At 42.6% G+C, this 26755-nt stretch carries 26 protein-coding genes, 1 tRNA gene and 1 pseudogene; 11 read left to right on the forward strand and 17 right to left on the reverse strand.

Annotation, left to right across the window (positions count from 1 at the left end):
• Positions 1 to 22: 22 nt before the first annotated feature.
• The 3 genes from CRG89_RS01505 to CRG89_RS01515 are packed head-to-tail and all read left to right on the forward strand — an operon-like array spanning position 23 to position 3778.
• Positions 23 to 718: an ABC transporter ATP-binding protein gene (locus tag CRG89_RS01505; RefSeq protein WP_103287867.1), complete on the forward strand. Its 696-nt coding sequence runs from the start codon at positions 23 to 25 to the stop codon at positions 716 to 718.
• Positions 715 to 2508: a COG1361 S-layer family protein gene (locus CRG89_RS01510; protein ID WP_103286611.1), complete on the forward strand. Its 1794-nt coding sequence runs from the start codon at positions 715 to 717 to the stop codon at positions 2506 to 2508. Before CRG89_RS01505 ends, CRG89_RS01510 begins: the two co-directional genes overlap by 4 nt.
• Positions 2509 to 2533: 25 nt before the next feature.
• Positions 2534 to 3778: an ABC transporter permease gene (locus CRG89_RS01515; protein ID WP_103286612.1), complete on the forward strand. Its 1245-nt coding sequence runs from the start codon at positions 2534 to 2536 to the stop codon at positions 3776 to 3778.
• Positions 3779 to 3783: 5 nt separating this feature from the next.
• On the opposite strand, the gene CRG89_RS09165 is transcribed toward CRG89_RS01515, so the two are convergent.
• From CRG89_RS09165 to CRG89_RS09170, 3 genes and pseudogenes are all read right to left on the reverse strand, one after another.
• Positions 3784 to 4032 carry a hypothetical protein gene (locus CRG89_RS09165; RefSeq protein WP_420808369.1) on the reverse strand — a complete coding sequence of 83 codons (249 nt, stop codon included), beginning with the start codon at positions 4030 to 4032 and terminating at the stop codon, positions 3784 to 3786.
• Positions 4021 to 4599, reverse strand: a pseudogene (locus tag CRG89_RS01520) (RNA-guided endonuclease InsQ/TnpB family protein); the annotation flags it as partial. The gene CRG89_RS09165 and the pseudogene CRG89_RS01520, both read right to left, overlap by 12 nt.
• 244 nt (positions 4600 to 4843) lie before the next feature.
• On the reverse strand, positions 4844 to 4996 hold the full coding sequence (locus CRG89_RS09170) for a helix-turn-helix domain-containing protein (protein WP_103286614.1): 153 nt from the start codon (positions 4994 to 4996) through the stop codon (positions 4844 to 4846).
• 99 nt (positions 4997 to 5095) lie between these two features.
• Between CRG89_RS09170 and CRG89_RS01530 the strand changes: the two genes are divergently transcribed.
• From CRG89_RS01530 to CRG89_RS01550, 4 genes are all read left to right on the forward strand, one after another.
• On the forward strand, positions 5096 to 5503 hold the full coding sequence (locus CRG89_RS01530; protein ID WP_158648656.1) for a 4a-hydroxytetrahydrobiopterin dehydratase: 408 nt from the start codon (positions 5096 to 5098) through the stop codon (positions 5501 to 5503).
• Between the two features lie 47 nt (positions 5504 to 5550).
• A tRNA-Gly gene (locus CRG89_RS01535) sits at positions 5551 to 5625 on the forward strand.
• 411 nt (positions 5626 to 6036) lie between these two features.
• Entirely contained in the window at positions 6037 to 6528 is a 492-nt protein-coding gene (locus tag CRG89_RS08550) for a hypothetical protein (RefSeq protein ID WP_158648657.1), read from the forward strand.
• A 229-nt stretch (positions 6529 to 6757) separates the two neighbouring features.
• Positions 6758 to 7402: a PqqD family peptide modification chaperone gene (locus CRG89_RS01550; RefSeq protein WP_103286618.1), complete on the forward strand. Its 645-nt coding sequence runs from the start codon at positions 6758 to 6760 to the stop codon at positions 7400 to 7402.
• Here CRG89_RS01550 and CRG89_RS01555 read toward each other — a convergent pair.
• From CRG89_RS01555 to CRG89_RS01580, 6 genes are all read right to left on the reverse strand, one after another.
• Entirely contained in the window at positions 7392 to 7694 is a 303-nt protein-coding gene (locus tag CRG89_RS01555) for a hypothetical protein (protein ID WP_148695271.1), read from the reverse strand. The genes CRG89_RS01550 and CRG89_RS01555 overlap by 11 nt on opposite strands.
• A 40-nt stretch (positions 7695 to 7734) precedes the next feature.
• A complete protein-coding gene (larB, locus tag CRG89_RS01560) occupies positions 7735 to 8634 on the reverse strand; it encodes a nickel pincer cofactor biosynthesis protein LarB (protein ID WP_103286620.1) in 900 nt (299 codons plus the stop codon).
• A 608-nt stretch (positions 8635 to 9242) separates the two neighbouring features.
• Positions 9243 to 11177, reverse strand: coding sequence for an FAD-dependent oxidoreductase (locus CRG89_RS01565; RefSeq protein WP_103286621.1), 1935 nt, complete (start codon positions 11175 to 11177; stop codon positions 9243 to 9245).
• Positions 11178 to 11190: 13 nt separating this feature from the next.
• Positions 11191 to 12390 (reverse strand): electron transfer flavoprotein subunit alpha/FixB family protein, encoded by a 1200-nt coding sequence (locus tag CRG89_RS01570; protein WP_103286622.1) that lies wholly within the window; start codon positions 12388 to 12390, stop codon positions 11191 to 11193.
• A 76-nt stretch (positions 12391 to 12466) separates the two neighbouring features.
• Positions 12467 to 13354, reverse strand: coding sequence for an electron transfer flavoprotein subunit beta/FixA family protein (locus CRG89_RS01575; protein ID WP_103286623.1), 888 nt, complete (start codon positions 13352 to 13354; stop codon positions 12467 to 12469).
• Between the two features lie 144 nt (positions 13355 to 13498).
• The gene (locus tag CRG89_RS01580) at positions 13499 to 14413 is read right to left on the reverse strand and encodes a malate dehydrogenase (RefSeq protein ID WP_103286624.1); all 915 of its coding nucleotides are present in this window, start codon (positions 14411 to 14413) and stop codon (positions 13499 to 13501) included.
• 56 nt (positions 14414 to 14469) lie between these two features.
• Between CRG89_RS01580 and larC the strand changes: the two genes are divergently transcribed.
• From larC to CRG89_RS01600, 4 genes are all read left to right on the forward strand, one after another.
• A complete protein-coding gene (gene larC / locus CRG89_RS01585) occupies positions 14470 to 15744 on the forward strand; it encodes a nickel pincer cofactor biosynthesis protein LarC (RefSeq protein ID WP_103286625.1) in 1275 nt (424 codons plus the stop codon).
• A 32-nt stretch (positions 15745 to 15776) separates the two neighbouring features.
• On the forward strand, positions 15777 to 16649 hold the full coding sequence (gene larE / locus CRG89_RS01590) for an ATP-dependent sacrificial sulfur transferase LarE (protein WP_103286626.1): 873 nt from the start codon (positions 15777 to 15779) through the stop codon (positions 16647 to 16649).
• A gap of 109 nt (positions 16650 to 16758) precedes the next feature.
• Positions 16759 to 17949: a cysteine desulfurase family protein gene (locus CRG89_RS01595; RefSeq protein WP_103286627.1), complete on the forward strand. Its 1191-nt coding sequence runs from the start codon at positions 16759 to 16761 to the stop codon at positions 17947 to 17949.
• 331 nt (positions 17950 to 18280) lie between these two features.
• Positions 18281 to 18778, forward strand: coding sequence for a peroxiredoxin (locus CRG89_RS01600; RefSeq protein ID WP_103286628.1), 498 nt, complete (start codon positions 18281 to 18283; stop codon positions 18776 to 18778).
• An 83-nt stretch (positions 18779 to 18861) separates the two neighbouring features.
• Here the strand turns inward: CRG89_RS01600 and CRG89_RS01605 are convergent, their stop codons facing one another.
• From CRG89_RS01605 to CRG89_RS01640, 8 genes are all read right to left on the reverse strand, one after another.
• Positions 18862 to 19365, reverse strand: coding sequence for an acyl-CoA carboxylase biotin carboxyl carrier protein subunit (locus CRG89_RS01605; protein WP_103286629.1), 504 nt, complete (start codon positions 19363 to 19365; stop codon positions 18862 to 18864).
• On the reverse strand, positions 19355 to 20929 hold the full coding sequence (locus CRG89_RS01610; protein WP_103286630.1) for an acetyl-CoA carboxylase biotin carboxylase subunit: 1575 nt from the start codon (positions 20927 to 20929) through the stop codon (positions 19355 to 19357). The genes CRG89_RS01605 and CRG89_RS01610 overlap by 11 nt, the downstream gene beginning before the upstream one ends.
• 8 nt (positions 20930 to 20937) lie before the next feature.
• On the reverse strand, positions 20938 to 22485 hold the full coding sequence (locus CRG89_RS01615) for an acyl-CoA carboxylase subunit beta (protein WP_103286631.1): 1548 nt from the start codon (positions 22483 to 22485) through the stop codon (positions 20938 to 20940).
• Positions 22486 to 22564: 79 nt separating this feature from the next.
• Entirely contained in the window at positions 22565 to 22768 is a 204-nt protein-coding gene (locus tag CRG89_RS01620) for a hypothetical protein (RefSeq protein ID WP_103286632.1), read from the reverse strand.
• A 96-nt stretch (positions 22769 to 22864) separates the two neighbouring features.
• Entirely contained in the window at positions 22865 to 23284 is a 420-nt protein-coding gene (locus CRG89_RS01625; protein ID WP_103286633.1) for a hypothetical protein, read from the reverse strand.
• A gap of 53 nt (positions 23285 to 23337) precedes the next feature.
• Positions 23338 to 24561 (reverse strand): AAA family ATPase, encoded by a 1224-nt coding sequence (locus tag CRG89_RS01630; RefSeq protein WP_103286634.1) that lies wholly within the window; start codon positions 24559 to 24561, stop codon positions 23338 to 23340.
• A 63-nt stretch (positions 24562 to 24624) separates the two neighbouring features.
• Positions 24625 to 25761 (reverse strand): hypothetical protein, encoded by a 1137-nt coding sequence (locus CRG89_RS01635; protein ID WP_103286635.1) that lies wholly within the window; start codon positions 25759 to 25761, stop codon positions 24625 to 24627.
• Positions 25762 to 25818: 57 nt separating this feature from the next.
• Positions 25819 to 26484: an HAD-IA family hydrolase gene (locus CRG89_RS01640; protein ID WP_103286636.1), complete on the reverse strand. Its 666-nt coding sequence runs from the start codon at positions 26482 to 26484 to the stop codon at positions 25819 to 25821.
• Between the last annotated feature and the right edge of the window lie 271 nt (positions 26485 to 26755).

Genomic DNA, 26755 nt, shown 5'->3' on the forward strand with positions numbered 1-26755 from the left:
AAAAGTTATGTACAATCATAGGATGGATTCAGGTGTGGTGTTAAGGACAGAGAACCTAAGCAAGATCTACAATGGAGGCTATGTTAAGGTTGCAGCACTGAAGAATGTTAACCTAACCATTAGGAGGGGGGAGTTTGTAACCATAATAGGCCCATCTGGCTCTGGCAAGTCAACACTGCTCAACTTGCTTGGTGCACTTGATAGACCAACATCTGGCAAGGTATACATAGATGGTATAGACATATACTCCTATAGCGATAGGGAACTTGCCATAATAAGGAATAGGAAGATAGGGTTCATATTCCAAGCATTCAACCTGATAAATAGAAGCACAGTACTAAAGAACATTGAGATGCCTGCAATAATAGCAGGTGTACCAAAGGATGTTAGGATAGCAAAGGCAATGCAGTTGCTCAAGATGCTAGGGATTGAGGATAAGGCAGACTTTAAACCCATCTCACTCTCTGGAGGGCAGCAGCAGAGGGTAGCGATTGCTAGAGCGCTCATTAACGATCCAGCGATAATACTTGCAGATGAGCCTACAGGTAATCTAGATAGCAAGACAGGTTTGGAGGTTATAGAACTCCTCAACACCTTGTGCAGTAAGTACAACAAGACTGTGATAATGGTTACACATAACCTAGAACATGCAAGTATGAGCACTAGATCAATATACATAAGGGATGGGATGATTGAGAAGGAGGTTGTATACCAATGAATAATAGTAGTAATAATAATAGTTGTAACGTACTTAATACCCTACCCATACTCTCTCAATCCATACTAATAGTACTACTCCTACTATCTGCTAGCATACTACCAGCATATCCAGCAGTACCAGAGCCTAGGAACCCTGAAGAGTGTCCAAGCATAAAGATAGTTGGTAAGCCTAGCCCATGTGAGATAGAGCAGCAGCAGGAGATAAGCAAGGAGGTGAAGTTCGTTAACCTATACTTTGGGGATCCAAATAGCATAATCAATGGGTTCCCTGCAAAGGTAGAGGTTGCTCCAGGTGATGGTGTTGCTACCCTGATTGCTGTTATGGCAAACTCTGGAGCATTCGAACTAACTGGGTTAAGAGCATGGCTGTATCTCCCAGTTGGATTTGAGGCTTATGGTAGAGGGGAGAATGAGCCAGCATTCGATACCTACGACTTCACAGTAGCAAGGGGAGGTACATTCTACTTTGAGTTTCCTGTAAGGGTTAGGGAGAATGTAGCGTTAGGCATCCATCAAGCATGGATGAGGGTTGAGTACTACAGATCTAATGATGTTGGGCTCCACTTTAGGAACTTCAACGTTGAGTTCATGCTTACTGGGAGAAGTATTATGGATGCTAGTGTTGAGAGTAATGTGATAATCCCTGGCAAGGATAACCTTGTTAGGATAAGTATATTCAACGCTGGGAGTGCACCTGCATCAGGTGTTACAGCAACACTAGTATCTACAGGCTCATTACTCAACACTGGCAATAGTGTATGGAGTTTAGGTAGCATAGAGGCAGGAGCAAGCAAGAGGATAGATCTAATGCTTTATGCTAACCCTAACCTTGCAAATACACTGCAAGGGATCCAGATAAACCTTGATTACAAAGACTCCTATGGGCAGCATAGAAGCGCTGTTATGAACTTGAACCTACTAGTTAGGGGAAGCACTAGCAGTGCGGATCTTAGGATTGTATCTGATACCTACATAATAGAGAGTATAAGGAAGAATAGGTTGAGCATAACTATAAGCAATCTAGGCGATGAGAGTGCTAGGGCTGTTGAGGTTACTGTAAACACAATGGCTCTAAGCAGCACACCATTAAGCATAGTTGATGGTGATGGTTACTACAAACTTGGCGATATAATGGCAGGAGCAAGCAAGAGGATAGAGCTCAACATCTTTGCTAGTAGTGATGCAAACAACAAGACGTTCGATATACCTGTAAGGATAACCTACCTTGATGCAACTGGGGGCTTGCATAGTGTAGAGAGGAGCATCAGCGTATATGCTCTTGGAAGTGCAAGTATAAGGATGTATGATCTAAGCATAACCTATATAGGTAATGAGCCTAACCTGACTGGGTATCTACTCAACGAGGGTTCTGATACTGCATTCTTCACTGGTGTTGAGATGCTTGAGGATAAACTCAAGCCAGTAGGAGGGGCACAGTACCTTGGAGATCTACTGGTTAACTCACCATTACCATTCAACATACCCATAGATGGGAGTGCTGTAGATGCCCCAGGGCTCTATAGTGTAAGGGTTAAGGTGAACTACAAGGATGCTCTAAGGAATGCACATGAGTTGGTGCTTGAAGGCAAGGTCTACTACTCTCCAGCAAGGGTATCAGCTATGGGGAGTGGTAGTAGCAGTAGTAACCCATCGCTACTCCCATCATTAGGCATACAGCCTACAGTAAGTGCATTGCTGATAGGGGTTGCAGGTGCAGCACTAGCAGGATATATAGCATGGAGGAGGCATAGTAGGAGGAGGAGCAGGTTGGAGGAGACAAGGATGTGATGGATGGATGGTATGATGATCTAGAATGGATATAATCAAGATAACCCAACTTGCATTCGATGCACTCAGGGAGCGTAAGGTTAGATCTATCCTTACAATACTCATGGTTACAACTGGTACAAGCCTGCTCATAGCAGTTAATGGTCTTACCACTGGGTTCCTTGTATTTGCAGATAAGCAGTTCAGCATGCTTGCACCTAACGTTATATTTGTTAGCCCAGCACCAACTCAAAGTAGTGGTCTAGGGGGAGGCCCTCCTCAAGCACCAAAGATAGTACTAACATCTGTTGTTGTTGATAGGATAAAGAACCTTCCTGCTGTTAGTGATGTTATACCCAACTACACTGGTGTAGTGAGCATAGAGTCTAGAGGTAAGGTGCAGAATGCTAGGATATTTGCACAGGATATTACGAAGATATACTCAATTGCTCCAGGAATAGAGTTTGAGGAAGGTTCTATATTAAGTAATAACCAATCCTCCATAGTAATATCTGAGAGGATAGCAAGACCTCCTGGAGATCCTGTACAATTTGCAACCATAGGTCAGACCGTAGTTGTAAAGTACTCCTATGTGGATGAGGATGGGGAGAGGAAGACAAACTCTAGAACATTTGTGGTTAGAGGAATATTCAAGTTGACTGGTAACCCAACCATAGATGGTGCTGCTATAATCCATCCAGATGTTGCAAACATGCTCATGAATAAGAAGAGTAGGTATGATGGAATAGTTGTACTTGCAAGGAATAGTGATCTGGTTGAGGATGTTGAGGATGGGATAAGGAGGCTATATGGTAATGATGTTGGGATAACATCATCAAAGGTTATACTAACAACGATAAGGCAGTTCATAGGAGGAATAACAACATTCCTCTTCAGTATAGCAGTTATCTCACTCATAGTTGGGGCAATAGGGATAATAACTACATTATACACCTCAGTGCTTGAGAGGACAAGGGAGATAGGCATACTCAAGGCTATAGGAGCACAGAACAGGCATATACTGCTACTCTTCCTCATGGAGGCTCTAATAATAGGTAGCATAGGTGCTGTTATAGGCATACCACTTGGTATGGCTGGAGGGGATCTGCTCTCAAACCTTGCACCAGGAAATAGAGAGGCTCCACCAGATGCTAGATCAAGACCACTGTATACTGTTGAGGATATAACAAGAGTATGTGCACTCTCCATAGGGCTGAGTGTAGTATCTGGCCTCTATCCATCGTTTAGGGCAAGCAGGCTTGATCCTATAGTTGCACTAGGTAGACTATAAGTGAACTACCCACCCCTGAAGGGTTGTGGGCTTCCTGCTTCAACGATAGAACTTGCTGGTATTGCCAGTAGAGGTTCCATCTCAGCAGGCTCAAAGGACCGTCCCAGCCCCGATACAGATAAGCCCCTCTCAAGTATGTTAAGAGAGGCGTTGTAATCCCTATCTATTTTGCCATGCTTATATTCTTGGCTTGTACCTCTTGGGTTCACCTTCACTACAAGAGTACCAGCTCTTTCAGCCTTGAACTCTAGCATGTGAAGGAATTTGCTCCAAGAGGCATCAAGTATCTTCTTAGCAAGGTTATGGTTTCCAGCCTTAACCATGTCTCTTATGTTCAGATTCTCAACACATATCACATCATAGTTATTAGCATAGAACCTTGCTAACTTGTGTAGAAAGTCATCCCTTTGGTTCACTATCTTCTCATATGCTCTTGCAAGCCTTATCCTTTGCTTCTCCCTATTCCTTGAACCCTTCTTCTTCCTTGATAGCTTCTTATGTTCGATTCTTATCCTTTGCAATGATTGCTCATAGAACTTAGGATTCTCTATCTGCCTACCATTGCTATCAGTTAGGAGATGCTTTACTCCAACATCTATGCCTATTACTCTCTTCTCCCGTTGGATAACGTTATTAACATTATTAACGCTAATCTCCTCCTCTACCTCTACACTTATGCATGCGAACCATTTACCTGAACTATGCCTTTTGATTGTTATCTGTTTTACCTTCTCTTCAACTTGTCTATGAACCCTTATTGGAATATCGCCTATCTTTGATAAGTGGAGCAAGTCAAGCCTCTTCCCAGTCTTTATAAGTCTGAAACCAGATTGATTATAGCAGAAGGTCTTGAACCTTCCCTTACTTTTGAACCTTAGCCTCCCTCATACTTTCTTACCATTCCTCTTTAGTTTAGATAAAGCCTTAAGATTAGAGTATAGTTGGTAAATAACCATCTGTAAAACCTTTGAGTGAACTTTGCATAGTTCAGGATTCTCTTTCTTCAGTTTAGGTAGTTGAGATTGAAGCTCTAATCTACTTGGGATCTTCGCTCTATCTTTATCTTTATCTCTTCCATCCCCATCCCCTATTCTTATTCCATTGGGCTAAGAAGTGGTTATAAATCTGCCTACATAACTCTAAAGTCTCAAGCATCTTATCCTCTTGCTCCTCTTTTGGGTAGAGCCTAAACTTATATGTTAGTTGAACTTTCTTCATTCACATCCTTTTTGTTCTTCTAAGATATAACCTTTGATCGCTTTATTAACAGCTACATGTGGGACTTCGCTCAGTTAATAAATGCAATACCATCATAATATGGTGATGGAGGATATAGCGAAGGCAATAGAGGTGTTGAAGAGCAAGGGATGGGAGTATGTTGATGGTAGGCTATCAAAGCAGTATATCCTAGGATCGTTCATAGAGGCCATAGAGTTCGTTAACGATGTAGCAGCAGTAGCAGAGAGTAAGAAGGGGAGAAGGTTTATGAGTAGACAAGATAGCACCAATCTTACTATAGTGATTGAGGATAAGAGCGTTGAACTAATTCTAGCATGTGATGATGTTAGCATGATGATGGCTAGAGCGGTGGATGAGTTGTATGAGATGAACTATGCTAGTGAGAGGGATGAGGATGAGTTACTCAAGCGTGAGGAGGATAGGGAGAGGGCAAGGTTTAGGAGTAGAGGACCATATAGGAAGTCATCAAGTGCTGGCTTGAGATAGGATAATAAAATAAATAAACTATCTGATTGATAGCATGTAAATGATTAGCGGGATTGGTCTAGTGGTTAGGATGTTGGCTTCCCAAGCCAACGGCGCGGGTTCGAATCCCGCATCCCGCACCACAGTATATTGGATCTGTATGTTAGTAGGCTGGTAAGAATAAAGATTTGATAATGCTAATAATAATAATTTATCTATCTATCAAATCATAAATAGATATGATAGTAGCAATTGTCGGAGGAGCATCTATAAGGTAGGTCTCCTGAGCAAATAAAACAGTTCTACAAGACTCCCATGGAATGCTAGCAAGATAAGAGATTGATGTACATCCTCTCTGTATAAAGGTAAGATAGGATATCTTGATATCTAGCCAGTAGATAATAAGTATCTTCAATTCTTTTTCTTATCTTACTAACCTATAGTCAATGTATTCTTTTATCCCTCTTTCTATAATAGTAAAGAATTTTAATAGCAATAACGTATCTGTCCATGATAATAAATGGTAACATCTTCAGATAAGGAGGTGGAAGAGAATGAAAGGTGAAGTCAAAGGTGAGAATGAGGATAGAGAGGAGATAAGAATGGAAGAGGGAGAAGAACATGTACTACAGCAATCCCAGCCTCTACAGCAAGAGCAGCCAGTAGTAAAGAGGAGGAGAGGGCGACCAAGGAAGGTAACAGTAACAACAGAAGAAGTACCAACAACAGATCGAGCAGCAGTAGTAACAGAAGGAGCAGAGGTAGAACCAACAGTAGCAACTGTAAAGCCAGTACAACTACCAAAGAGAGTTATTAGGAGATTAACAAAGCTTGGTGATAGACTTGAGATTATAGAGGGCATGCTTAGACCATTGAAGAGTATAGAGAAGGATAGAAGTAGCATAAAGGATATGCAGAAGCAACTCAAGGTTATAGCTAGGCAGGTAACAAGACTTGAAAAGAGTGTTAACAAACTGCTTGGTAAAGGTGCTGGTAGAAGGAGAAGGGGTAGAAGAGGTAGAAGAGGAAGAAAGAAGGAAGAGTAATAGTAAGAAGAGAGGTAAAAGAAAGATCGGATTAGACTGCTCATACTCTTTCTATAATGGTGTTCTGCTATTCATCCCCTCCCTCCCTTCAATTCTTCTAATCATATCTACTGCATATTATAATGCGATGGTATATGAACAGGTTAAATCGATACCTAAACCTTCTGTTCTTTCCGTACATATTATAGTTTGAATATAAGATAAATATCCCCTACATGATAGATAAGGTGTGAAGGCAAAGGTTACTGAACAACAAGTGCTGGATGCACTGAAGCAGTGTATGGACCCAGAGATCCCTCTAAGCGTTGTTGATCTAGGCCTTATATATGGTATTGATATAGATGAGGAGAATAACATCAAGATAAGGATGACAATGACAACTCCAGGATGTCCATTGCATAATACTCTGGTTAGGGATGTGAAGAGGGCACTCAACAAGGTTGAAGGCATCAAGGATGTAAGCGTTGAGATAGTCTGGGACCCTCCATGGACACCTGAGAGGATGAGCCCTGAAGCAAGGGCGAAGGTCTTTGGTGCAAGATCTGCTCAAGTGCAGACTGCTCCCCCTAGTCCTACTGGATATGGGGCAAGGAGTTTAAGGTTTACCATAGACCTTGAGAGGTCAAAGCCATTAAAGCATGGGCAGTTCATAAGGCAGGAGGATGGTTCTCTAGTGCTTGTTAATGATCTTGGGCAAGGATTCATGGTAAATGATGCACTGCTAGAGTTCTGGAATATGTGTGATGGTAGCAAGAGTATAAATGAGATAATAGATGAGTTCAGCCTGAAGTTAAGGCTTCCTAGGATTGAACTCGAGGGGCAGGTAGTAAACCTTGTACAGCAGATGCTGGAGGCAGGGTTACTCAAGGTGTGATAGTTATATCCCTAATGAGTAGGATGTGGATCAGGAGGTGCAGGGGTAGAGCACTGACCAGATACACTGCTATGCTCTTATAGTTTCTAACTCTTTTATACAGATAGAGCAGAATATAGCCAGATGGGAGCATCAGTGCATGTATTGTTAACTGAACCATCAGTGGCTCCCTGTTAAAGTATAGGTATAGTGCACTTGCAATACCAGATGCTACACCAGCAGATATGAGCAATAGTAACAATGATGATGATAGTGATGGTGATGTTGATGATGGTGGTGATGATGATGGCATGGCGATGATCCTACCTTATCGTTATTGAGATCAAGATCTGTCATACGCTAGCCTTAGCCTTCTCACCATCCATCTCGATGCTAATACTCTCATCAGCCTTCTTGATAAATCCTGCTCTATACCTCCCAACCCTCCTTGCTATCATTGCTGCAAGTACACCAGCACCAACACCATTATCTATATTCACAACTGCAAGCCCTAGGGTGCAACTCTGGAGCATAGATGTTAGTGCTGCAACACCACCAGCACCAAATCCATACCCTACAGATGTTGGTACACCTATTACAGGTACATCAACAAGTGATGCTACTACTGATGGCAATGCCCCTTCCATGCCAGCAACAACAACGATAGCATCAACATCATTAGCAAGCATATCCTTCAGCAAAGGGAATAGCCTGTGTAGTCCAGCAACTCCAGTATCGTAACCTGCAATGACCTTACATCCCATAGCCTCTGCTACAAGCCTAGCCTCCTCAGCAACACCTATATCTGATGTTCCTGCAGTTATAATCCCTACAGTGCCTGAACGATAATAGTAATAATAATCATTGTTGCCTCTATTATTGCTTATAGATCCTTCCTTCATCGTTGCTGTTGTTGTTGCTATTGCTACAACTATCCTACCTCTCTTACTTGCCTTCACCTCTGCATGTTTGCTCAACTCCTCCACAAGTATATCAAAGTACTCTTGCCTTATCCTACTTATGATCACTTTATCCTTGCTCTTCAATGCTGCTAGTGCTATCCTGATAATATCATCATACTCTTTACCCTCAGCATAGACTATCTCTGGTACCCCTCTCCTCAACTCTCTACTAACATCTAGCCTTGCAATATCCTCAACATATTCTATCTTGTGTAGCTGGAGCATCCTTTCAGCATCATCTACGCTAATCTTACCATCCCTCACAGCATTCAGTATATCTCTTATACTCATATACCCTGTTTACTCTAGAAGCAATTTAAAGTTTAATCTATTCATTTAAAAGTTGATTATACACAATTTACTGTAGACGATCTTACAAAAAGATCTAAATTCATAGTGGTTTATACAGTCATAGATTCTACATCATCTATCTCTAGATGAAGTACATACAGTGACAAAAGTGTTTAGTTATATTACAGTCATGTAGAGATCTAACAAAACAACATAAAAAATGATCGGATCTCTATCAGGATTCTAGATGAACAAATAGGAGATATTATAGTAAGAGCAGAAGATGTCTCATCTGCATTCTATATAGGGGAGCAAGTTTTTGTTATTTATCGCGATAAAGAACCTAATACAATATGGAGAGGTAACTATTATCTTGCTGGTATGAGAGTAGGTGAATATAGTTTAGTTGATGGCAAGGTCATGATCAGAATGCCTAGAAGGTACGATGAGAATACACATAGCAAATATACAAAGCACAAGAGCAAGCAAGTAAGTAAATAATCATCATCAGTTCTTATTTTTATTGTCTGTGTGTAATGGTCTAATGAGGTCTAGCATAGAGTACAGGCATATTGATGTTACTACAAGGATAAAATGCTCATCCTACATTAGCCATACTCATACACTATACCCTTCTCCCCTCTTGTATGCCTCCATTCAGTCTCAAATGAACATGTACCACATTCTATGCATCCTTCATGCTGTAGTATAACGCTAGATACTAGGACCTTTGTCCTCCCTGCCTCCCTCTCATCTCTCCCTCTCCCCTCACCAACCTCCATGATGTAGCACTTAGTAGGGCAGAGGTGTACCATGGCCTTTATGAACTTACTTGTAGGATCCTTCATCTTTATGTGTGCTATCTCATCCTCCCTTATCTTCATCCTTGCTATCCTCTCATCTATGCTCAGTGGCTTTACCCTTGCTATGGGTTTAACCTCATAGCCTATCCTCTTAGCAACCTCCATAGGTATCCTAACATAAGCATCATTACTCTCTATTATCCTGAGCAGTGTGCCTTGATCAAGCATCCTTGCTATTGCTGCTGCCAACTCCTGCACTGCAGTCTTCTGGATGAGCATGAAAGCAAGTTTAAGGAACAATGGAAAGGGCTCAAGTGGTATGTTCCTGCATGCTCTAACGAATATCTTCATATACTCAAAGTCTATCCTCCTTATATCATGCGTATAGGGGCTCTCCTCAACTAGTTGTGCATAGTACCTGCCCATGTAATCTTCAGAGAAGTTGTTCATCTCTTTGGCCCTTGCTACTGCCCTTGCAGCCCTTGCAGCATCATCTATGCCTATATTTATGCCCTCTATCCTTGTGCCTAGGAATATACCTTTGCCAGCAGCATCACCTACGAAGAGTATGTTATGCTTGTATGGCTTATTCATCATGGCCCTCTTACCATCTGGCACCAACTTGCATGAGTACTCCAACTCAACATAATCATTCACGAATGCAACTCCATACTCCTGCTCAAGTCTCTTCCTTACATCATCCAACCTTGACTTGATCTCTTCTTCACTACTATACAGTCCTTGCCTTATAGCATTAAGCCTTGCATGCTTGGAGTAGTACGTATATCTTAACTCCTCGTACTGTTTGAGTAACCTACTCAGACCAAACCTTATCCTCAACTGCTCCTCTCTTGGGAGTGTTCTATCAATCTCTTTGGGCACTGGTACCTCATCAACTATATAGTTGGTTATAACAGGGATGGTTAGGAACTCGTTGATCAGGTTGTAAGGCTCTATAGGGCTCTTCAGCAAGGAGTCAAGATGGTATACAAGTCCTACTGAGAGTGTATCCCTGTTTGTGTAAAGGAAGCCTCCACCATTATGCCCCCTTGATATATCCCCAGCGAATAGATGTGCTACTCCCTCATCATTGCTCAAATTGAACCTCTCATCTATTATATCCTCTGGCAATCTAACTATGCACTTCACTCCCTGATACAATGCCTCAGGCTTGAACTTTTCTCTAGCGTTAGAGATCAAGGCTACCTCTGAGTTAACACCATCTGCTGCTATTATTGCCCTTGCACCAAACTCCTCAAGTTCATCGGTTACAACAATGCTTCTCCCATCACCACCTTCCCTATCCCATACTATATCCCTAACATGAACACCATCTATTATACCCCCACCTACCTTTGCTGCCTCTTCCTCTGCCCTCTCTGCAAACCATCTATTCAGCCTAGCCATCAGCACAGAGTATGCAAAGTTTGTTCTGTAGTTGTGTGCCTCTGTAAGGTCTATTGTATACACCTTGCTCTCAGCCAATGCGTTTAGATAGTATCGTGTGATCCTCCTCTCAACAGGCGCCTCATCCTGGAACCCAGGGTATATATCCTCAACATTGTAAACCTTGCCATCTGGGTAATTCTTGCTGTAGAGTATGCCTCCAGTAACGTTCTTAGAGCCTACAGGTTTGCCAGACTCCAGCAGTACAGCCTGTATGCCAAGTTTAGACAACTCCATCAGCGCTGCTAATCCTGCAGAACCCCCTCCAACTATAACAGCATCAAACCTATCCATATGCCTCCTACCTCTATCCTCTTACTTCTCTCTCTGAACCCCTTATGCTCTCTATAAGGATGGGAAGTACATCCTCCAACCTTCCCTGTATGAATATATCGCTCTCATCCTTTATTGGGGCATCTGGATCAGGGTTTATAGCAATGACTGTATCACTCTCCTTCATACCAGCTAGATGGTGCATTGCACCACTTATCCCTATTGCTATGTAGAGTTTAGGAGCAACCTTCTTGCCACTGCTCCCAACAACTCTAGCAGGTATGAAGTACTTCTCCTTCAAAGTACTGCTAACATTGAATGGTTGCTTCGATAATGGAAGAGATATTGCAACCTTTGCACCTAGAAGGTTAGCAAACTCTTCTATCATTCTTATATTGCCTTCTGGATCATCCTTTATGCCTCTACCAAATGCAACAACAACCCTGCTATCCTCTAACCCTATCTCATCCCTTACTATCTGCCTACTCACTATCCTATACTTTAGATCATCGTTGCTGAACTCTGGCTTATACTCTACAATCCTAGCATATCCTTCCTCAACCCTCTTCCTTGCATCACCATCATGCTGCTGTAGTGGTTCAAAAACCCCAGGTATTACACTGCATGCTTGAGGGGAGTACTCCCTTGCTATTGTTGGGTTCTTATTGTCAAGGCAGAGTATCTGGGTCCAGAGGAAGCCAGAGAAGTCTGGTCTGTACATGAAGAGCACTTGTCTATAGAGTTCAGGCTTGCCATTGGTCTTGTACTGATGTGTTATCATAACATCATCTATCACAAGTTTGTTTACATCAGATGCAAGCCCAGACTCCAACTCTGCTAGCACTGTTGCTGATATATGCCTGCCTATGCTATCAGCACCAAAGAGCATGTACCTTGGCTTAACATACTCATCACTTGTGCTTGGTTCTGCCTGCTTTACAAGCATCCTATCCCTTACTATTGAGCATATAACCTTTGTGTACAGGTTAACCCTTGGATACCTTAACTCCTCATGATCTGCAAGTATAACTGCATCTGCACCAGCATCTATTGCTCTATATGCAAGTTCCCTTACGTTATGCCCTAGGAGTATTGCTATAACCTTCTCATTCAGAGCATACCTCCTATTGAAGCCATCCATGAGCCTCCTTGCTTCACCAAGCATCTCATAACTAACGTTGAGTACATTGCCATCATCATGCTCGAATAGCACAAACATATGCTGATACCTCATGACTAACCCCTCCCTCTCTCCTCCATCCTTACTCCATCCTTACTCCATTCATTCATTCATCCATCTCCTTCCTCTACTACCTCTCACCCCATGTTATGTTTAGGATGAGGTTACCAACCTCCCTCAACTCATCGACATTGCTTGGATCAACAACCCTTGCCCTCCTACTTGCCTTTACCTTTGGTATCTTCTCTACCTTGTATACTATAGTAGGAGAGCCAGCAAGCCCTACATACTTTACATCAACACCAAGGTCCTTTGCACTCCATATCCTAAGGTAACTCTTGTAATCCATAACCCTCCTTCTAGCCTCCTTCTCAAATCTAGCATACCTTAGCCTCTCAGATACCTTTCTATACTCATCCTTGTAACTTGGATCTAAAGCAATGAGTGCTGGTAATGGGCATTCTACATCCTCCAGCACTGTATATAGGCTAGGTAGATAGATCTTCCTCCTCGCCCTTACCATCCTCCTCTCCACATCTATGCTGTAGCCTATGACATTGCCTATGAAGTTGAACCCAAGCTTCCATGCAGTCTGAGGACCAGTCTGCCCAGTCTCACCATCAACTGCCCTATGCCCACTTAATACAAGATCTATCCTCCTCCCCATCCTCATTATACCATGCTTTATGGTCTCTGCTGTTGCAAGTGTATCAGCACCAGCGAATATCCTATCGCTGTAGAGGTGGAGTTCATCAGCACAGCATATGGCCATTGCATCCTTGAGCGCTATCTCTGCAGTAGGAGGACCCATTGAGCATACAGCAACCCATGCATCATAGCATACCTTAGCATACATTGCTGCCCTGCATGCTATTGCACTATGAGGCCCAAGGATGTTCTTTGTCTGTGATCTGTTTAATGTACCATCTGGATTGTAACTCACATTCCCTTCTGATAGATCTGGCTCAAGTTTAACCATCACTACTACATTTATAGAGTTATCATTACCATGATCCATACCTATAGAGTGGGTTGACTAGTTTTTAACCTTTGCTTGTAACAATATACAATAAGTATAAATAATAATGTGAAAGTATGGCAGATCTATCTGATTCTTGCTAGATGAAAGATGTATATAGTTGATATGTTGATGGTAGAACACTTATATCTCTACAGATCTTACAGCCTCTCTTACAGCCTTTACACCGTTATCGAATATTGCTCTCTCCTCATCATTAAGCTCAATCTCTACTATCTCCTCTATACCCTCTCCTCCTATCATTGCTGGTACACCAATGCAGATATCTTTAATGCCATACTTGCCATCAGGATATGCACATACAGGCATGATAGCCCTCCTATCCCTTGCTATTGCATCAAGCATCTCAGCAACTGCATTTGCTGGAGCATATATGGTTGCTCCCTTCAATGCTATAACCTCTGCAGCAACCTTTCTTGTCTTCTCAACAATCTCCTTTGCCTTCTCAGCGCTTATGAGATGCATAAGGGGTATGCCCGCTATTGAAGAGTACCTAACCAATGGGAGCATATTCTCTCCATGCTCCCCTATCACTAGAGCCTGTATAGAGTGCCTTGAGACCTTCAACTCATCAGCAATGAAAGACTTGAACCTTGAGAGATCTAGCAGGTTACCCATACCCATGACCCTGCTTGGCTTGAAGTTTGTTACCTTCCATGTTATGTAGGTCATAGGGTCTAGAGGGTTGGTTACTGTTATTACTATGGAGTCCCTTGCATACTCTGCAACCTTCCTTGCAACATCCCTTACTATCCCAGCATTTGTATTAAGCAGATCCATCCTTGTCATCCCTGGCTTCCTTCCAACCCCAGCGACTATAACAACTATATCAGAGCCTTGCATATCAGCATACTCGTTGGATCCTCTTAGGATAGTATCCTTGCCCTGCTCTGCAAGTGTATGGTTTATATCCATAGCCTCGCCTTGAGGAAGACCCTTGATTATATCCAGCAGGAGTATGCTATCATCAACCTCCCTCATACCTGCTTGAAGCGCTATCGAACTACCAACCTTGCCAGAGCCTACTATGGTTATCATCGTGCATCATCCTCCAAGATCATTTATATATATTTGCATAGAAAGTAGAGGAGAAGATGTATAATAGAGTGGTTATAGACTGTCAGACTGCAGGGATATCTGGTGATATGCTACTATCATCCCTAGCGGATCTTGCTACGCAAGAGTCAAGGAGGAAGGTTATAGATTGCCTATACTCATGCCAGGATGCTGTTGGTTGGTTAAGGATAAAGGATCTCGAATTTAAACAGGTTAGTAGATCTGGCTTTAGAGCATTGCAGTTAAGCATCTCTTATGAGCAGGTGGAAGAGGAGCGTAGAGGGGTTGAGGTTTACGATGCAGTTGCTAGATGCTGCAAGCATCTCTCTCTAAGCGAGAAGGCTAAGGATTTTGCTCTTAAGAGCATGGAGGAGATAGTGAAGGCTGAAGCAACTATACACATGGAGGATATATCTACTGTGCATCTACACGAGGTATCTAGTGCAGATACTATAGTTGATATAGTTGGTACAGCACTTGTATTGCAGGAACTCAACCTCTTCAATGATAGTGTTGAGATATATGCTACAAAGGTTGCAGTGGGAGGTGGTTACGTAAGTTTCTCACATGGTATGGTAAGCAACCCAGCAAGTGCCATACTAGAGATATTCAAGGGGAAAAGGTTCATACTCTTAGGAGGACCGGTTGAACATGAACTAACCACCCCTACAGGAGCAGCGATGCTTGTAAACCTTGCTAGATGCTCCCTAGACTTCTATCCAGCATTTGAGTGTGTAAACGTTGGTTACGGTGCTGGTATGCAGGAGTTTACATCCATACCTAACGTGCTTAAGGTTGTGCTTGGCAAGGCCTCTGAGAGTTATGCAAGAGACACTATAATCATGCTTGAAACAAACTTGGATGATGTTGAGGGAGAACTGATAGCAGGTGTGGTTGATAGGCTTATGAGCAATGGTGCAAGGGATGCATCTGTTATACAGGTAATAGGGAAGAAGGGTAGACCATCATACATACTTAGAGTGCTATGCGATAGGGATGTTATGAGCAACCTTCTAAGCATAATGTTCAGGGAGTCTGGTACTCTAGGCATTAGGGTTCAAGAGTACGATAGGTACATACTTGCTGGTAGAGATGTGCTTGATGTGCCAGTAAGGATAAAGGATAGGGAGTTCAAGATCAGGGCAAAGGTAGTAAGGGATAGCAATGGAAGGATAATCCATGTTAAGGCAGAGTATGATGATGTGGCATCCATGGCAGATATGCTTGGTATACCATACAGGGTAGCGTATATGATGGCATACAAGAGCATATCATCTATGCTTGTTGATGTTGAAGATAGTAGTAGTAATTAACAATATAGATGAGTAATGGGTGAGTTAGATGCATGAGTAGATTGAATGAACTCATCTCTTGGTTCAATACCAATACTAATACCAATGCCAATAAGGCAGCAGACAACGTTTACAATTACAATGACTCGATTGGAGATAGGGTTAGAGTTATAGTAGCATTCTCTGGCGGGGTTGATAGCGCAGTTGTTGCATATGCTGCATATCATGCTCTAAATGATGGTGCATTAGCAGTAACAGCAGATTACAGAACTCTTGCAAGGGATGAATTTGAAGAAGCAAAGAATGTTGCAAGGGAGATAGGTATAAGGCATGAGGTTATAGAGTATGATGAGTTGAGCAATCCAGCATTCGTTGCAAATGATGGGATGAGATGCTATCACTGCAGGGATGAACTTGCAAGGCATCTAATAGCAGTTGCAAAGAGGTATGGGGCAGTGCTGGTAGTTGATGGTACAAATGCAGATGATCTGAAGGATTACAGGCCTGGAATAAGAGCAATGAGGGAGCATGGCATAAGGAGCCCACTGGCAGAGTTGGGTATAGGTAAGGATGAGGTTAGAGCAATAGCAAGGGAAGCAGGGTTATCAGTTCATGACAAGCCTTCCAATTCATGTTTAGCATCAAGGATTGCTACTGGCATATATGTTACAAGTGAGAGGCTTAGGATGGTTGAGGAGGCTGAGAGGGTAGTTAGGGAGTTATTCAGTGTAAGGCAGGTAAGGGTAAGATTGCATGAAGGTAATATAGCAAGGATAGAGGTTGGAAGGGATGAGCGTGCCAAACTCTTTGATCCCAACAGACTGGATATACTTGATGAGAGGCTTAAGGCACTTGGCTTCAGATACGTTGCTATAGATGCTAAAGGTTACAGGAGCGGTAGCCTGAATATGGTAGAGAGTAGGTGATTGTTATGCATATATTCAGATATGAGAAGGTGGGGTGAAAAGAGAAAATAGGAGAAGAGAGGAGATGGAGGATAGAGAAGAGAGGATAGGAGAGATGGGGTGAGAGATCATGAGTAAGAGAACAGTCTACCTTGATAATGCTGCAACAACACCAGTGTTGGACGAGGTGTTGGAGGAGATGCTCCCATACATGAGTGCAAGGTATGGTAACCCTTCATCTCTGCATAGCATAGGGAGGGATGCAAAGGCAGCGCTAGATAAGGCTAGAGAGAGGATATGTAATGCTCTAAACATCCATGGTAGCATAATCTTCACATCTGGGGCAACTGAGGCTAACAATCTTGCAATCAAGGGCTTTGCATATAGGATGCTTAGGGATGGATTTGGTAGGGATGATCTGTTGGTAGTTGTAAGCAGCATAGAGCATGAGTCAGTGCTAGAGCCATGTAGAGCATTGGAGAAGGAAGGGTTAAATGTAAGCTACCTGCCAGCGGATAGGGATGGTATAGTCAGACCTGAGAGCCTTGAGCATACCTTATCCTCATACAAGTACAAGAGTGCACTTGTTAGCGTTATGCTTGCAAACAATGAGGTTGGTACAATACAGAGGCTTAAGGAGATTGCAGATGTAGCACATAGGCATGGTGCGTTTGTGCATAGTGATGCTGCACAGGCTATAGGCAAGGTTAAGGTTGATGCTAGAGAATTAGCAGTAGATATGCTAACTATATCAGCACACAAGGTATATGGACCAAAGGGTGTTGGAGCGTTATGCATTAGCGATGGTGTGAGGCTTGAACCCATACTCCATGGTGGTGGGCATGAATACGGCTTGAGGTCTGGTACCCAGAATGTACCAGCGATAGTTGGATTGGGCAAGGTAGCAGAACTAATACCAAGGTTCATTTCACTTTATGAAGGGCATGTAAGGCAACTTAGGGATAGGCTCATCAAGGGCATACTTGAGATACCATATACAAGGCTAAACGGGCATGCTGAGATGAGGCTTGCAAACAATGCGCACATATCATTCCTTGGTATAAGTGGTGAAGATCTTATCATCAAGTTGGATGAGCATGGCATAGCAGCATCGACAGGCTCAGCATGCTCAACACTCAAGCAGAAGGAGTCCAATGTGCTTAGAGCAATGGGTCTAAGCAGGGAGGAGATAAACGGCTCCTTGAGGTTGACTCTAGGGATACAGAACGATGAGCAGGATGTTGATTATACCCTAAATGTAATGGCAGATGTGGTTAGGGAGTTGAGGAGGGTCTCGCCATATAGCAAGTATAGATCATGATACATGCAATAGCATGATGGAAGAGATGAGTCTTTTGGTTTTATTGATTCTATAGGTATTTTATCTGGTTGTTATTTTGTTGGGATGTTATACCTATATCGCTCATCCTAATTCATGTATCGATGTATGTTCTGATATCACAGATAATACTGTCTACAAGCATATATAACTAGTAAGTCATGCTAAAGTAACATATGCAAGTTTGCATCATCTAGATTGTCCTTACCTTACAGCCATTATATTACAGTAGGTTATAAAGCGTATGAATATTAATATTGACTTGCATATCTAGATGGATAATGTTTAATAGTTTTTGTAATCTAGAAGGTGTATGGCAAGTAGCAAGCAGGCATACAGGGTACCAGAGGTTGGAGAAAAGGCCCCAGACTTCACACTGCCAGATACAGAACTGAAGATGAGGAGTCTTGCTGAGTTTAGGGGCAAGAAGGTAGTGCTAGCATTCTTCCCTGCTGCACTCTCACCAGTATGCACCAGAGAGATGTGCACATTTAGAGACCACTTTGATGAGTTGAGCAAGGCAGGGGCTGAGGTTATAGGAATAAGTATTGATGGTCCATTTGCAAACAAGCAGTTCAAAGAGGTGCATAACCTTAACTTCCCATTGCTTAGTGATTACAGTAGGGAGGTTATAAGCAGGTATGGGATAGTTATGGAGGATCTCCTCCACGTTAAAGGTTATAGAGCAGCCAAGCGTTCAGTCTTTGTGCTTGATAGAGATGGCATAGTAAGGTACAGATGGGTCTCAGATAATCCCCTTGTGGAGCCAGATTATGAGGAGGTAGAGAGGGTAATCAAGAGCATCCCATAGATGAGCATAAGAGTAAGTAGCTAGCAAGTAAGTGAAAGTAAAGTATAGGCTGTAGTCATCGTGTAGTAATATAGCAATTATTTTTATTCTATTATAGCAATGATATCATTCCTTGCTATGTTTGCACCCTCTTTAACCTTGAGTTCCTTCACAACACCATCCTTGTGTGCCTTTATCTTTACCTGCATCTTCATAGACTCAACTACCATTATTACATCGCCCTTCTTAACAGGCATATCCTTCTTTGCTAATATGGATATTATCTTGCCTGGTACAGAGCTTGTGAGGTACTTGCTCCTATCCCCTGCTCCACCAGCATCCTTTGTTAACCTTGCATCTGGTACAAGATTTACACTAACCTCATTCATATCATCAAGAACCATCTTTAACTCCTTGCTGCTACTGCTATCAGTATACCTTACAGTATGATATCTACCGTTGAGGAGAAACTCAACTCTATCCTTGTTTATACTTATCAGATCTATCCTACACTCTCTCCCATTTATCGTTGCAAGGATACCTTGTCTGCTGGCATCCTTAACCTCTGCATTGACATCATGTGCAATATCCTCTATCCTAAACCTCATACATGCTCCCTCTTGCAAGCATTAGCATCCCCGCCCTCTTCCATGCAGATACTTTGGCTCTCTCCTTAGTACTCTGCTTATTATTGCTAACATTGCCTCTCATACCATTGCCATTACTAGCAAGGTACCTGCTCATCTGTGTAAATATCAGCGTTGCTGCTGCTATAGCATCTATCCTGCTCTGCATACGAGCCTTGATACTCTCCTGCATCCTCTCTATTATGTTGAATCTATCTAGGTAATCTGTTGATATCTCTCCCCTAGAGAATGCTGGCTCATCCATTATAAACCTGTGCAATGGTATAGTAGTATTTATACCCTCGATGTAGAACTCATCTAGAGCATTACGCATCCTCCTCCTTGCCTCATCGAATGTACTACCCCATGCTATCACCTTTGCTACTAGAGAGTCGTAGTAACCAGAGACGTTGCATCCAGGGTAAAGATAGGTATCAACCCTTATCCCTGGGCCATATGGTATGCTAACACTCCCAACCTTACCATATGATGGTGCAAATTCATTCAATGGATCCTCAGCATTTATCCTGCACTCTATTGCAGAACCATTTATCCTAAGATCCTGCTGCTTGAATGGTAACTCCTTGCCAGATGCTACAAGTATCTGCAACTTGACCAGATCCTTGCCAGTTATCATCTCAGTAACAGGATGCTCAACCTGAAGCCTGGAGTTTATCTCTATCAGGTATAGATTGCCAGTACTCTCATCCCTTATGAACTCTACAGTACCAGCATTTATGTAGTCTAGAGCATCAGCAAGCTTCACAACCATGCCTCCTATCCTATGCCTAGTCTCCTCATCTATAACTGGAGAGGGAGCAAGTTCAACTAACTTCTGGTACCTCCTCTGTATAGAGCATTCCCTCTCAAATAGATAGATACCATTGCCATGCATATCTCTAATCAACTGAAACTCTATATGCCTTATCCTTGGGAAGTACTTCTCAACGAACATGGCTGCTCTCCCATATGCTGTCTTGGCCTCCATGGTCGATAGTTCGAACTCCTGCCTCAACTGCTCCTCATTTGTAACAAGCCTTATACCCCTACCTCCTCCACCAAATGCAGATTTGAGAAGTACAGGGTAGCCAAACTCTCTAGCAAACTCTGCTGCCTTGTCAGCATCCTCAAGTATACCATCGCTTGCTGGAACTACTGGTATCCCAAGTCTCTTTGCCAACTGCTTTATGGCCATCTTATCCCCTGAGAAGCGCATAGTACTGCTCCTAGGCCCAATGAACACTATCCCAGCCTTCTCACATGCATCTACAAAGTTTGCATTCTCAGATAGAAACCCATAGCCAGGATGTATAGCATCTGCACCAGCCTTCCTTGCTGTCTCAACTATCCTCTCTATGTTTAGGTAACTCTCCCTTGGTGGCGATGCTCCTATATGATATGCTTCATCTGCAAGTTTAACATGTAATGCATTTACATCATCATCAGAGTATACTGCTACCGTGCTTATCTCTAACTCTCTACATGCTCTTATGACCCTTACCGCGATCTCTCCCCTGTTTGCTATCAGAACCTTCCTTATGCTCATACCCCTACCTATAGGTTTATGTTACCATGCTTCTTAAATGGCCTCCCTTCCCTCTTGTTGCTTAAACTCTCTAGTGCTTTTATGAGCATAGGTCTAGTCTCTATAGGATCTATAACAGCATCTATGTAACCATGTTCAGCAGCAATGTATGGGTTTGCGAACTTTGCCTTATACTCCTCTATGAATTTCTTCCTCAACTCCTCCTTGTTCTCAGCCTTTGCAAGTTCCTTCCTGAAGATTATGTTTACAGCAGCCTCTGGGCCCATAACTGCTATCTCTGCAGTAGGCCATGCAAAGTTGTAATCTATCCTTAGGTGCTTGCTACCCATTGCTATGTATGCCCCTCCATAAGCCTTGCCAACTATAACAGTTATCTTTGGTACCGTTGCCTCACTATAGGCAAATAGCACCTTGCTCCCATGCCTTATTATCCCATGGTGCTCCTGCTCTATCCCAGGCAAGTAGCCAGGGGTATCAACGAATGTTACAATGGGGATGTTGAAGCAGTCACATGTCCTTATGAACCTTGCAATCTTGTTTGATGAATCTATATCTAGAGAGCCTGAGAGGTGCATTGGCTGGTTTGCAATTATCCCAACGCTCTTACCATTCAACCTTGCAAAACCAACTATTGCATTTGGTGCCCATAACTCGTGAACTTCAAAGAACTCATTGTTATCAACAACGCTCTTTACTATCTCTTTCATATCGTAAGGCTCGAATGGGTTCTCTGGTACTATATCTGCAAGTTTTGCATCTATCCTGTTTGGATCATCTGTAGGCTCTATAGCAGGAGGCTCCTCCATGTTGTTCTGTGGCAGGTAGGAGAGCAACCTCTTCACTATATCCATACACTCATACTCATCCCTTGCAACAAAGTGTGCTACCCCACTGTACTTAGCATGTGTGTATGCCCCTCCCAACTCCTCAAATGTTGTCTCTTCTCCCAGTGCTGCTTTAACAACCTCTGGCCCTGTAACGAACATGTAACTTATCTTATCAACCATTATAACAAAATCTGTTATGGCTGGGGAGTATACTGCTCCTCCAGCACATGGACCAACACTTATTGTTATCTGAGGAACTACACCTGAGGCAAGTGTATTCCTATAGAATATCTCACCATAACCAGCAAGGCTTAACACTCCTTCCTGTATCCTTGCACCACCAGAGTCTATCATGCCTATTATTGGGCATCCAACATGCATTGCATGGTCCATTATCTTTGCTATCTTCCTTCCAGACATCTCTCCAAGAGAGCCACCTAGAACTGTAAAATCTTGAGCATATATGAAGACCTGCCTACCGTTTATAGTACCATAACCTGTTATAACAGCATCACCATAGAATCTCTTCTGGTCCAATCCAAAATCTCTTGATCTTGTGACCACAAACTTGTCCAACTCTACAAACGATCCTGGATCTAGGAGCAAGGAGATCCTCTCCCTTGCTGAGAGCTTGCCTTTAGCATGCTGCTCCTTTAACTTCTCCTCGCCTCCTCCACTCTCTGCAATCTTGTTGAGTTGGGCAAGCCTCTCCTGCTTATCCTGATGCACGTACAATTCTCTTACCCTCCATTATATAAACTAATTTTAGCTATGGTTGTTATAACTTATTTATTTAGTTATTGTTTGGTTAGTGTAGCTTCCTTGCACCCTTTGTCCTCCTGAATGCACTCATGCTGGAGGAGTAGTTCTCATAAAGCATCTCCAGCACATGTATCTCATGCTCCAACCTTGCAATCTCATATGGAGAGTTACCCTCCCTCACTATCTCCTCAAGCCTCCTCCTCTTCTCATCCAAGAGCCTCCTTATACTCTCCTCATACAGTGTTGACATCCTCTTTCTTCCCCTCTCTCTAGGCTAGGTAATAGACGATGGATTTTAATTAATGTTTGTCCTTATCATAACACAGCCTCAATCCTTCCTTTCCCTCTATTCTCCTTCCCCTCCTCTTCTTCCCCTTCTCCTCCCCCTTCCCTGTTCACCATCTCCTCTGCTATTTGCAGTATTAAATAGGGATGAGAGATGTTCTGTATAACCATGATACCCTCCCTCTATGCACTGCTTGCATATACACTTACTTGATACAGAGGTTCTATCACAGTTTGATGAGAACTCGCACTCAGAGCATCCAGCATCATTACCACATACAATGCAGGGTAACTCTATGCTTATCTCTTCTCTAACAACCTCATTTAGTATGGCAAGTATAGATGCTACATCTGCACCCTCCTTGATACGGAACCTCCTACTAGCCTTATCATACTCTACACCAGCACGCATAAGCTTTACAAATGAATCCTTACCAAGCATTGGTAGTGTGAAGTCCTTGTGGATGAAGATCTTTATCATACCCTAACCATCCCTCTCTCTTCCTCTCTCCCTCTCTCCCCCTCATCTCTTACCTACATAGCAAGGTTCTTGGCTATACTCTCAAGCTCATCTATTGTTATGCTATAATCTTCACCAATCCTAACAGCAGTACTGCTGCCCTTTCTGCCAAGTATGAGAGGTATGTATGGCATATAGTATGCTACAACATTATGTCTTGACTCATGTAACCTTGATGCTATAGCATCTACAATCATCCTCAACACCCTCCCCTCATTGAATACCTTACTGCTAAGATTGTAAGGTATATCGTACTGGGAGTATGATAAACCCCTACTATCATTGAATATTGAGTATGTTATTATACCATCAAGGTACCTAAACATGCTCCACATCCTCAACCTGTTCATCCTTGCAATGAGCATATCAGCGTATGATAATGCTTCAAGTAGCCTAGCCATCCTATCAATATCAATGCTTGCATTGATTATACTTGAGTATAGTGCACCTAACTTATCAACCCTCCTCTTCTCACTATCGTAGCCAAATGAGGGATCAACATAAAAGCCCTCGCTCCTACCCAGCGCATCTACAGCCTCCTCTATGTTCCTTGCTGCAAAGAAGGAGTTAATGGCATCATCAATAGGCGTTGAGTAACTTATAGGCTCCATTCCAGATACACCCATGCCTACAAGTGATTGTGCCATGTTCAACATACTCCTAACATCACCATTGCACTCTACCACCACTCTTAGCCTATCACCTATGCTCATGCTCTTACCCTCACTCTCAAGCACATGTTCAAGGTAGAGGAGGAGTAGTCTAGGTGGTATGCCTCTCATCCTTACAACCTTTGAGACCCTTCTCAACTCCTTTATAACCTCTCCAGAATCACTGTTTGCAGCCATCATTACTGGTATGCTTGATGCATCCTTCAGTATTGAGAGCAGTGCTGATAACCCTCCCCTATCGTATGTACCATGTAATCCATCAACCTCATCTAGGAAGAGTAGAACCCTCTTGCTGTATATGTTTGCATTCTCCAGCAGAGGTTTAAGTAGATGCTCTAGCCTCTCTTTGGTACGCTCATCACTAGCATTTAACTCAAATAACTCATACCCAAACTCATTGGCTAGAGCCTTTGCCATGGTAGTCTTGCCAGTGCCAGGAGGGCCTATGAGAAGTAACGGTCTATCTCCTTGCCTCCATCCAGCAAGCCATCTATACGTTTCAAGCCTAGCATCCTCATTACCAACCATCTCAATTATGCTCTTTGGTCTATACCTCTCAACCCACACAATACATCACACCTTATTACTACTTATACAATACATACATTACTACCATGCATTAGATCAACATCACCGTTCCTTCAATCCAGCAGTGAATATGTTAAGATCGTACTCCTTAACCCTTCTGTACCAGTACTCATTGTAATGTCTAACGCTTAGAACCATGAACTCAAGGAAGTGCTTTGTACTGAACCTCTCTGGGAGCATGTCTATAGCAATAAGGGCATCATCAAGGTATATCTTGCTCTTCCTGAACGTTAGATCAAATGCTAGTCTTATATCCCCAGTGTTGAGAGCATAGTAGAGAGGCCATGATGGTACCTTTATAACCCTGCCCTTTATTGAATCTTCAATCTCATTTGCACAGCCTACAGACTCTCCAGCCCTAGCCATACCATGATAGAATATCCTCCTCAACGGACTATCCTTTAGCACCATATTCCTTCCAGCAGTACCCATCACTGCTCTATACTTCTTGTAGCACTCATTCATGCTCTCCTCATCCATAGCAGTTGGGTTGTTCTTCAGGATGAGATCTTTGTACTGACCATGCTTTGCATCCCTGAATCCCTGCTCAAATGCCTCCAGTATATCTTTGCCTATTGAGGAGATCTTCCTCCTTGCTATCTTGAGCATGTATGGGCATATTAACTTGTAATCATCAAGATACTCAACATCCTCATCCATATCCATTATCCTATCCATTGGCTCGCTTAGATCTATTGCAATAACATGGCCATCTATGAGCACATCCCTCTCAGCATCGCTTGCATTTATGTTAAGATATGAGCATGCGCCATCGTATAGTGCATAGAAGACTGGATAGGTCATCTTCACATAGTTAGAGTCTAGAAGTCTAAGCACACGATCCCTACACTTATCAACATCTGCTAACCTACTCCTAACCTCCTCTACCTTGATTGCATCCATACTGAAGATCCTCTCAAGTACGAAGCCATCGGGCTCTGCTTCCCTTATGAAGTTCCCAAGGGTGCTTAATGGATCATCATCGTTGATTATAGAACTGTGAAGTTCCCTAACGAACCTATCGAGGAACCTTGGGAACTCTCTATCAGCAAGCTCTTTGTAGTACTGGAACTGCTTGTACCTCTCACTCCTCAGCATAGCCTGCTTGAGTATATCCTTCCCTGCATCTGTATGCATCAGAGCCTCCTTGCTGAATATGCTCTCATCCTTACTGCTCATAAAATAACCTCATCCCTTCTTTACCTTCATAAATTCCATAATTTAACATTGCTTCCATTACTTGTAGCCTATGGTAAGTGCCTTCTTTGCTATATACTCCAACTCCTCTGGTCTATCTATTATGTAGTCTGGCATCTCAGCAAGTAGTGCACCTCTAGAGTTGAAGCCCCAACTAACTGCTACAGTCTTAGCCCCAGCCCTCTTTCCAGCCTCTATATCCCTAACCTCATCCCCAACATAGAAGATCGTTGATGGGTTTGGATTGGAATTGCAATGATAGCAATAACTCTTCTTGATCTTTTTTAATATCACATGCTTAGCAAGGAGATGATGCGTAGATCTTATGAAATCAAACAACTCGAGATCGTTACTCTTGAGGAATGCCCTCACATTGCTAGTTGCGTTGGTGGTAAGTATGCCTAACTTGCAGCCTTCATTCTTCAATGCTTCTAACGTAGGCTTTATGTTAACAGATGGTTTGAGCATGGGTATCTCCTTGTTCATCTCCATGCGTATCCTCCTTATTATGAATGGTAATTTGAGCATGGGTATGTTCAGATAGACAAGTATATCCCTAGTCCTCATACCCTTAACATGATGAAGATCATACATCCTTATCTTCTTGTATGCGAACTCATCAGCAAGTTTGTTTATTATCCTTATCAATGTATGCACCGTATTTGCTATGGTACCATCAAAGTCAAATACTATCAGCATATCCATCTTATCTGCATGTAGATGCGGGTTACTTTTAATGTTTTTGTATGCAAGTTGTAGCTTATCGATCTATATAGGCTAGTATACGCTATGAAGTTATCTTCTATGGCTAACTCCATACATGCTTTAACTATTACATGGATAATGTTTAGTTTATTGGATTTGTAGTATATCTACTCTATCCATCCTCAAGCTAGAGAACTCATATAAGAATTGTTAGAAAGAGTCGATTATAATCTTAATTATACTTTATAACAGCGAAGAAAATAAACATTCC

Origin of the sequence: Candidatus Nitrosocaldus islandicus (genome assembly GCF_002906215.1) — an archaeon.
Classification (GTDB): Archaea; Thermoproteota; Nitrososphaeria; order Nitrososphaerales; family Nitrosocaldaceae; genus Nitrosocaldus; species Nitrosocaldus cavascurensis.

What these genes read in the sequence shown, in the direction of transcription:
- CRG89_RS08550 (WP_158648657.1), top strand. Translation starts at nt 6,037, where the DNA reads ATGAAAGGTGAAGTCAAAGGTGAGAATGAGGATAGAGAGGAGATAAGA.
- CRG89_RS01555 (WP_148695271.1), bottom strand. Translation starts at nt 7,694, where the DNA reads ATGCCATCATCATCACCACCATCATCAACATCACCATCACTATCATCA.
- larB (WP_103286620.1), bottom strand. Translation starts at nt 8,634, where the DNA reads ATGAGTATAAGAGATATACTGAATGCTGTGAGGGATGGTAAGATTAGC.
- CRG89_RS01530 (WP_158648656.1), top strand. Translation starts at nt 5,096, where the DNA reads ATGGTGATGGAGGATATAGCGAAGGCAATAGAGGTGTTGAAGAGCAAG.
- CRG89_RS09170 (WP_103286614.1), bottom strand. Translation starts at nt 4,996, where the DNA reads ATGAAGAAAGTTCAACTAACATATAAGTTTAGGCTCTACCCAAAAGAG.
- CRG89_RS01600 (WP_103286628.1), top strand. Translation starts at nt 18,281, where the DNA reads ATGGCAAGTAGCAAGCAGGCATACAGGGTACCAGAGGTTGGAGAAAAG.
- CRG89_RS01610 (WP_103286630.1), bottom strand. Translation starts at nt 20,929, where the DNA reads ATGAGCATAAGGAAGGTTCTGATAGCAAACAGGGGAGAGATCGCGGTA.
- CRG89_RS01570 (WP_103286622.1), bottom strand. Translation starts at nt 12,390, where the DNA reads ATGAGGTATCAGCATATGTTTGTGCTATTCGAGCATGATGATGGCAAT.
- CRG89_RS01505 (WP_103287867.1), top strand. Translation starts at nt 23, where the DNA reads ATGGATTCAGGTGTGGTGTTAAGGACAGAGAACCTAAGCAAGATCTAC.
- CRG89_RS01595 (WP_103286627.1), top strand. Translation starts at nt 16,759, where the DNA reads ATGAGTAAGAGAACAGTCTACCTTGATAATGCTGCAACAACACCAGTG.
- CRG89_RS01515 (WP_103286612.1), top strand. Translation starts at nt 2,534, where the DNA reads ATGGATATAATCAAGATAACCCAACTTGCATTCGATGCACTCAGGGAG.
- CRG89_RS01575 (WP_103286623.1), bottom strand. Translation starts at nt 13,354, where the DNA reads ATGGATCATGGTAATGATAACTCTATAAATGTAGTAGTGATGGTTAAA.
- CRG89_RS01625 (WP_103286633.1), bottom strand. Translation starts at nt 23,284, where the DNA reads ATGATAAAGATCTTCATCCACAAGGACTTCACACTACCAATGCTTGGT.
- CRG89_RS01605 (WP_103286629.1), bottom strand. Translation starts at nt 19,365, where the DNA reads ATGAGGTTTAGGATAGAGGATATTGCACATGATGTCAATGCAGAGGTT.
- CRG89_RS01580 (WP_103286624.1), bottom strand. Translation starts at nt 14,413, where the DNA reads ATGATAACCATAGTAGGCTCTGGCAAGGTTGGTAGTTCGATAGCGCTT.
- larE (WP_103286626.1), top strand. Translation starts at nt 15,777, where the DNA reads ATGAGTAGATTGAATGAACTCATCTCTTGGTTCAATACCAATACTAAT.
- CRG89_RS01620 (WP_103286632.1), bottom strand. Translation starts at nt 22,768, where the DNA reads ATGTCAACACTGTATGAGGAGAGTATAAGGAGGCTCTTGGATGAGAAG.
- CRG89_RS01565 (WP_103286621.1), bottom strand. Translation starts at nt 11,177, where the DNA reads ATGGATAGGTTTGATGCTGTTATAGTTGGAGGGGGTTCTGCAGGATTA.
- CRG89_RS01635 (WP_103286635.1), bottom strand. Translation starts at nt 25,761, where the DNA reads ATGAGCAGTAAGGATGAGAGCATATTCAGCAAGGAGGCTCTGATGCAT.
- larC (WP_103286625.1), top strand. Translation starts at nt 14,470, where the DNA reads ATGTATAATAGAGTGGTTATAGACTGTCAGACTGCAGGGATATCTGGT.
- CRG89_RS01510 (WP_103286611.1), top strand. Translation starts at nt 715, where the DNA reads ATGAATAATAGTAGTAATAATAATAGTTGTAACGTACTTAATACCCTA.
- CRG89_RS09165 (WP_420808369.1), bottom strand. Translation starts at nt 4,032, where the DNA reads ATGCTAGAGTTCAAGGCTGAAAGAGCTGGTACTCTTGTAGTGAAGGTG.
- CRG89_RS01640 (WP_103286636.1), bottom strand. Translation starts at nt 26,484, where the DNA reads ATGGATATGCTGATAGTATTTGACTTTGATGGTACCATAGCAAATACG.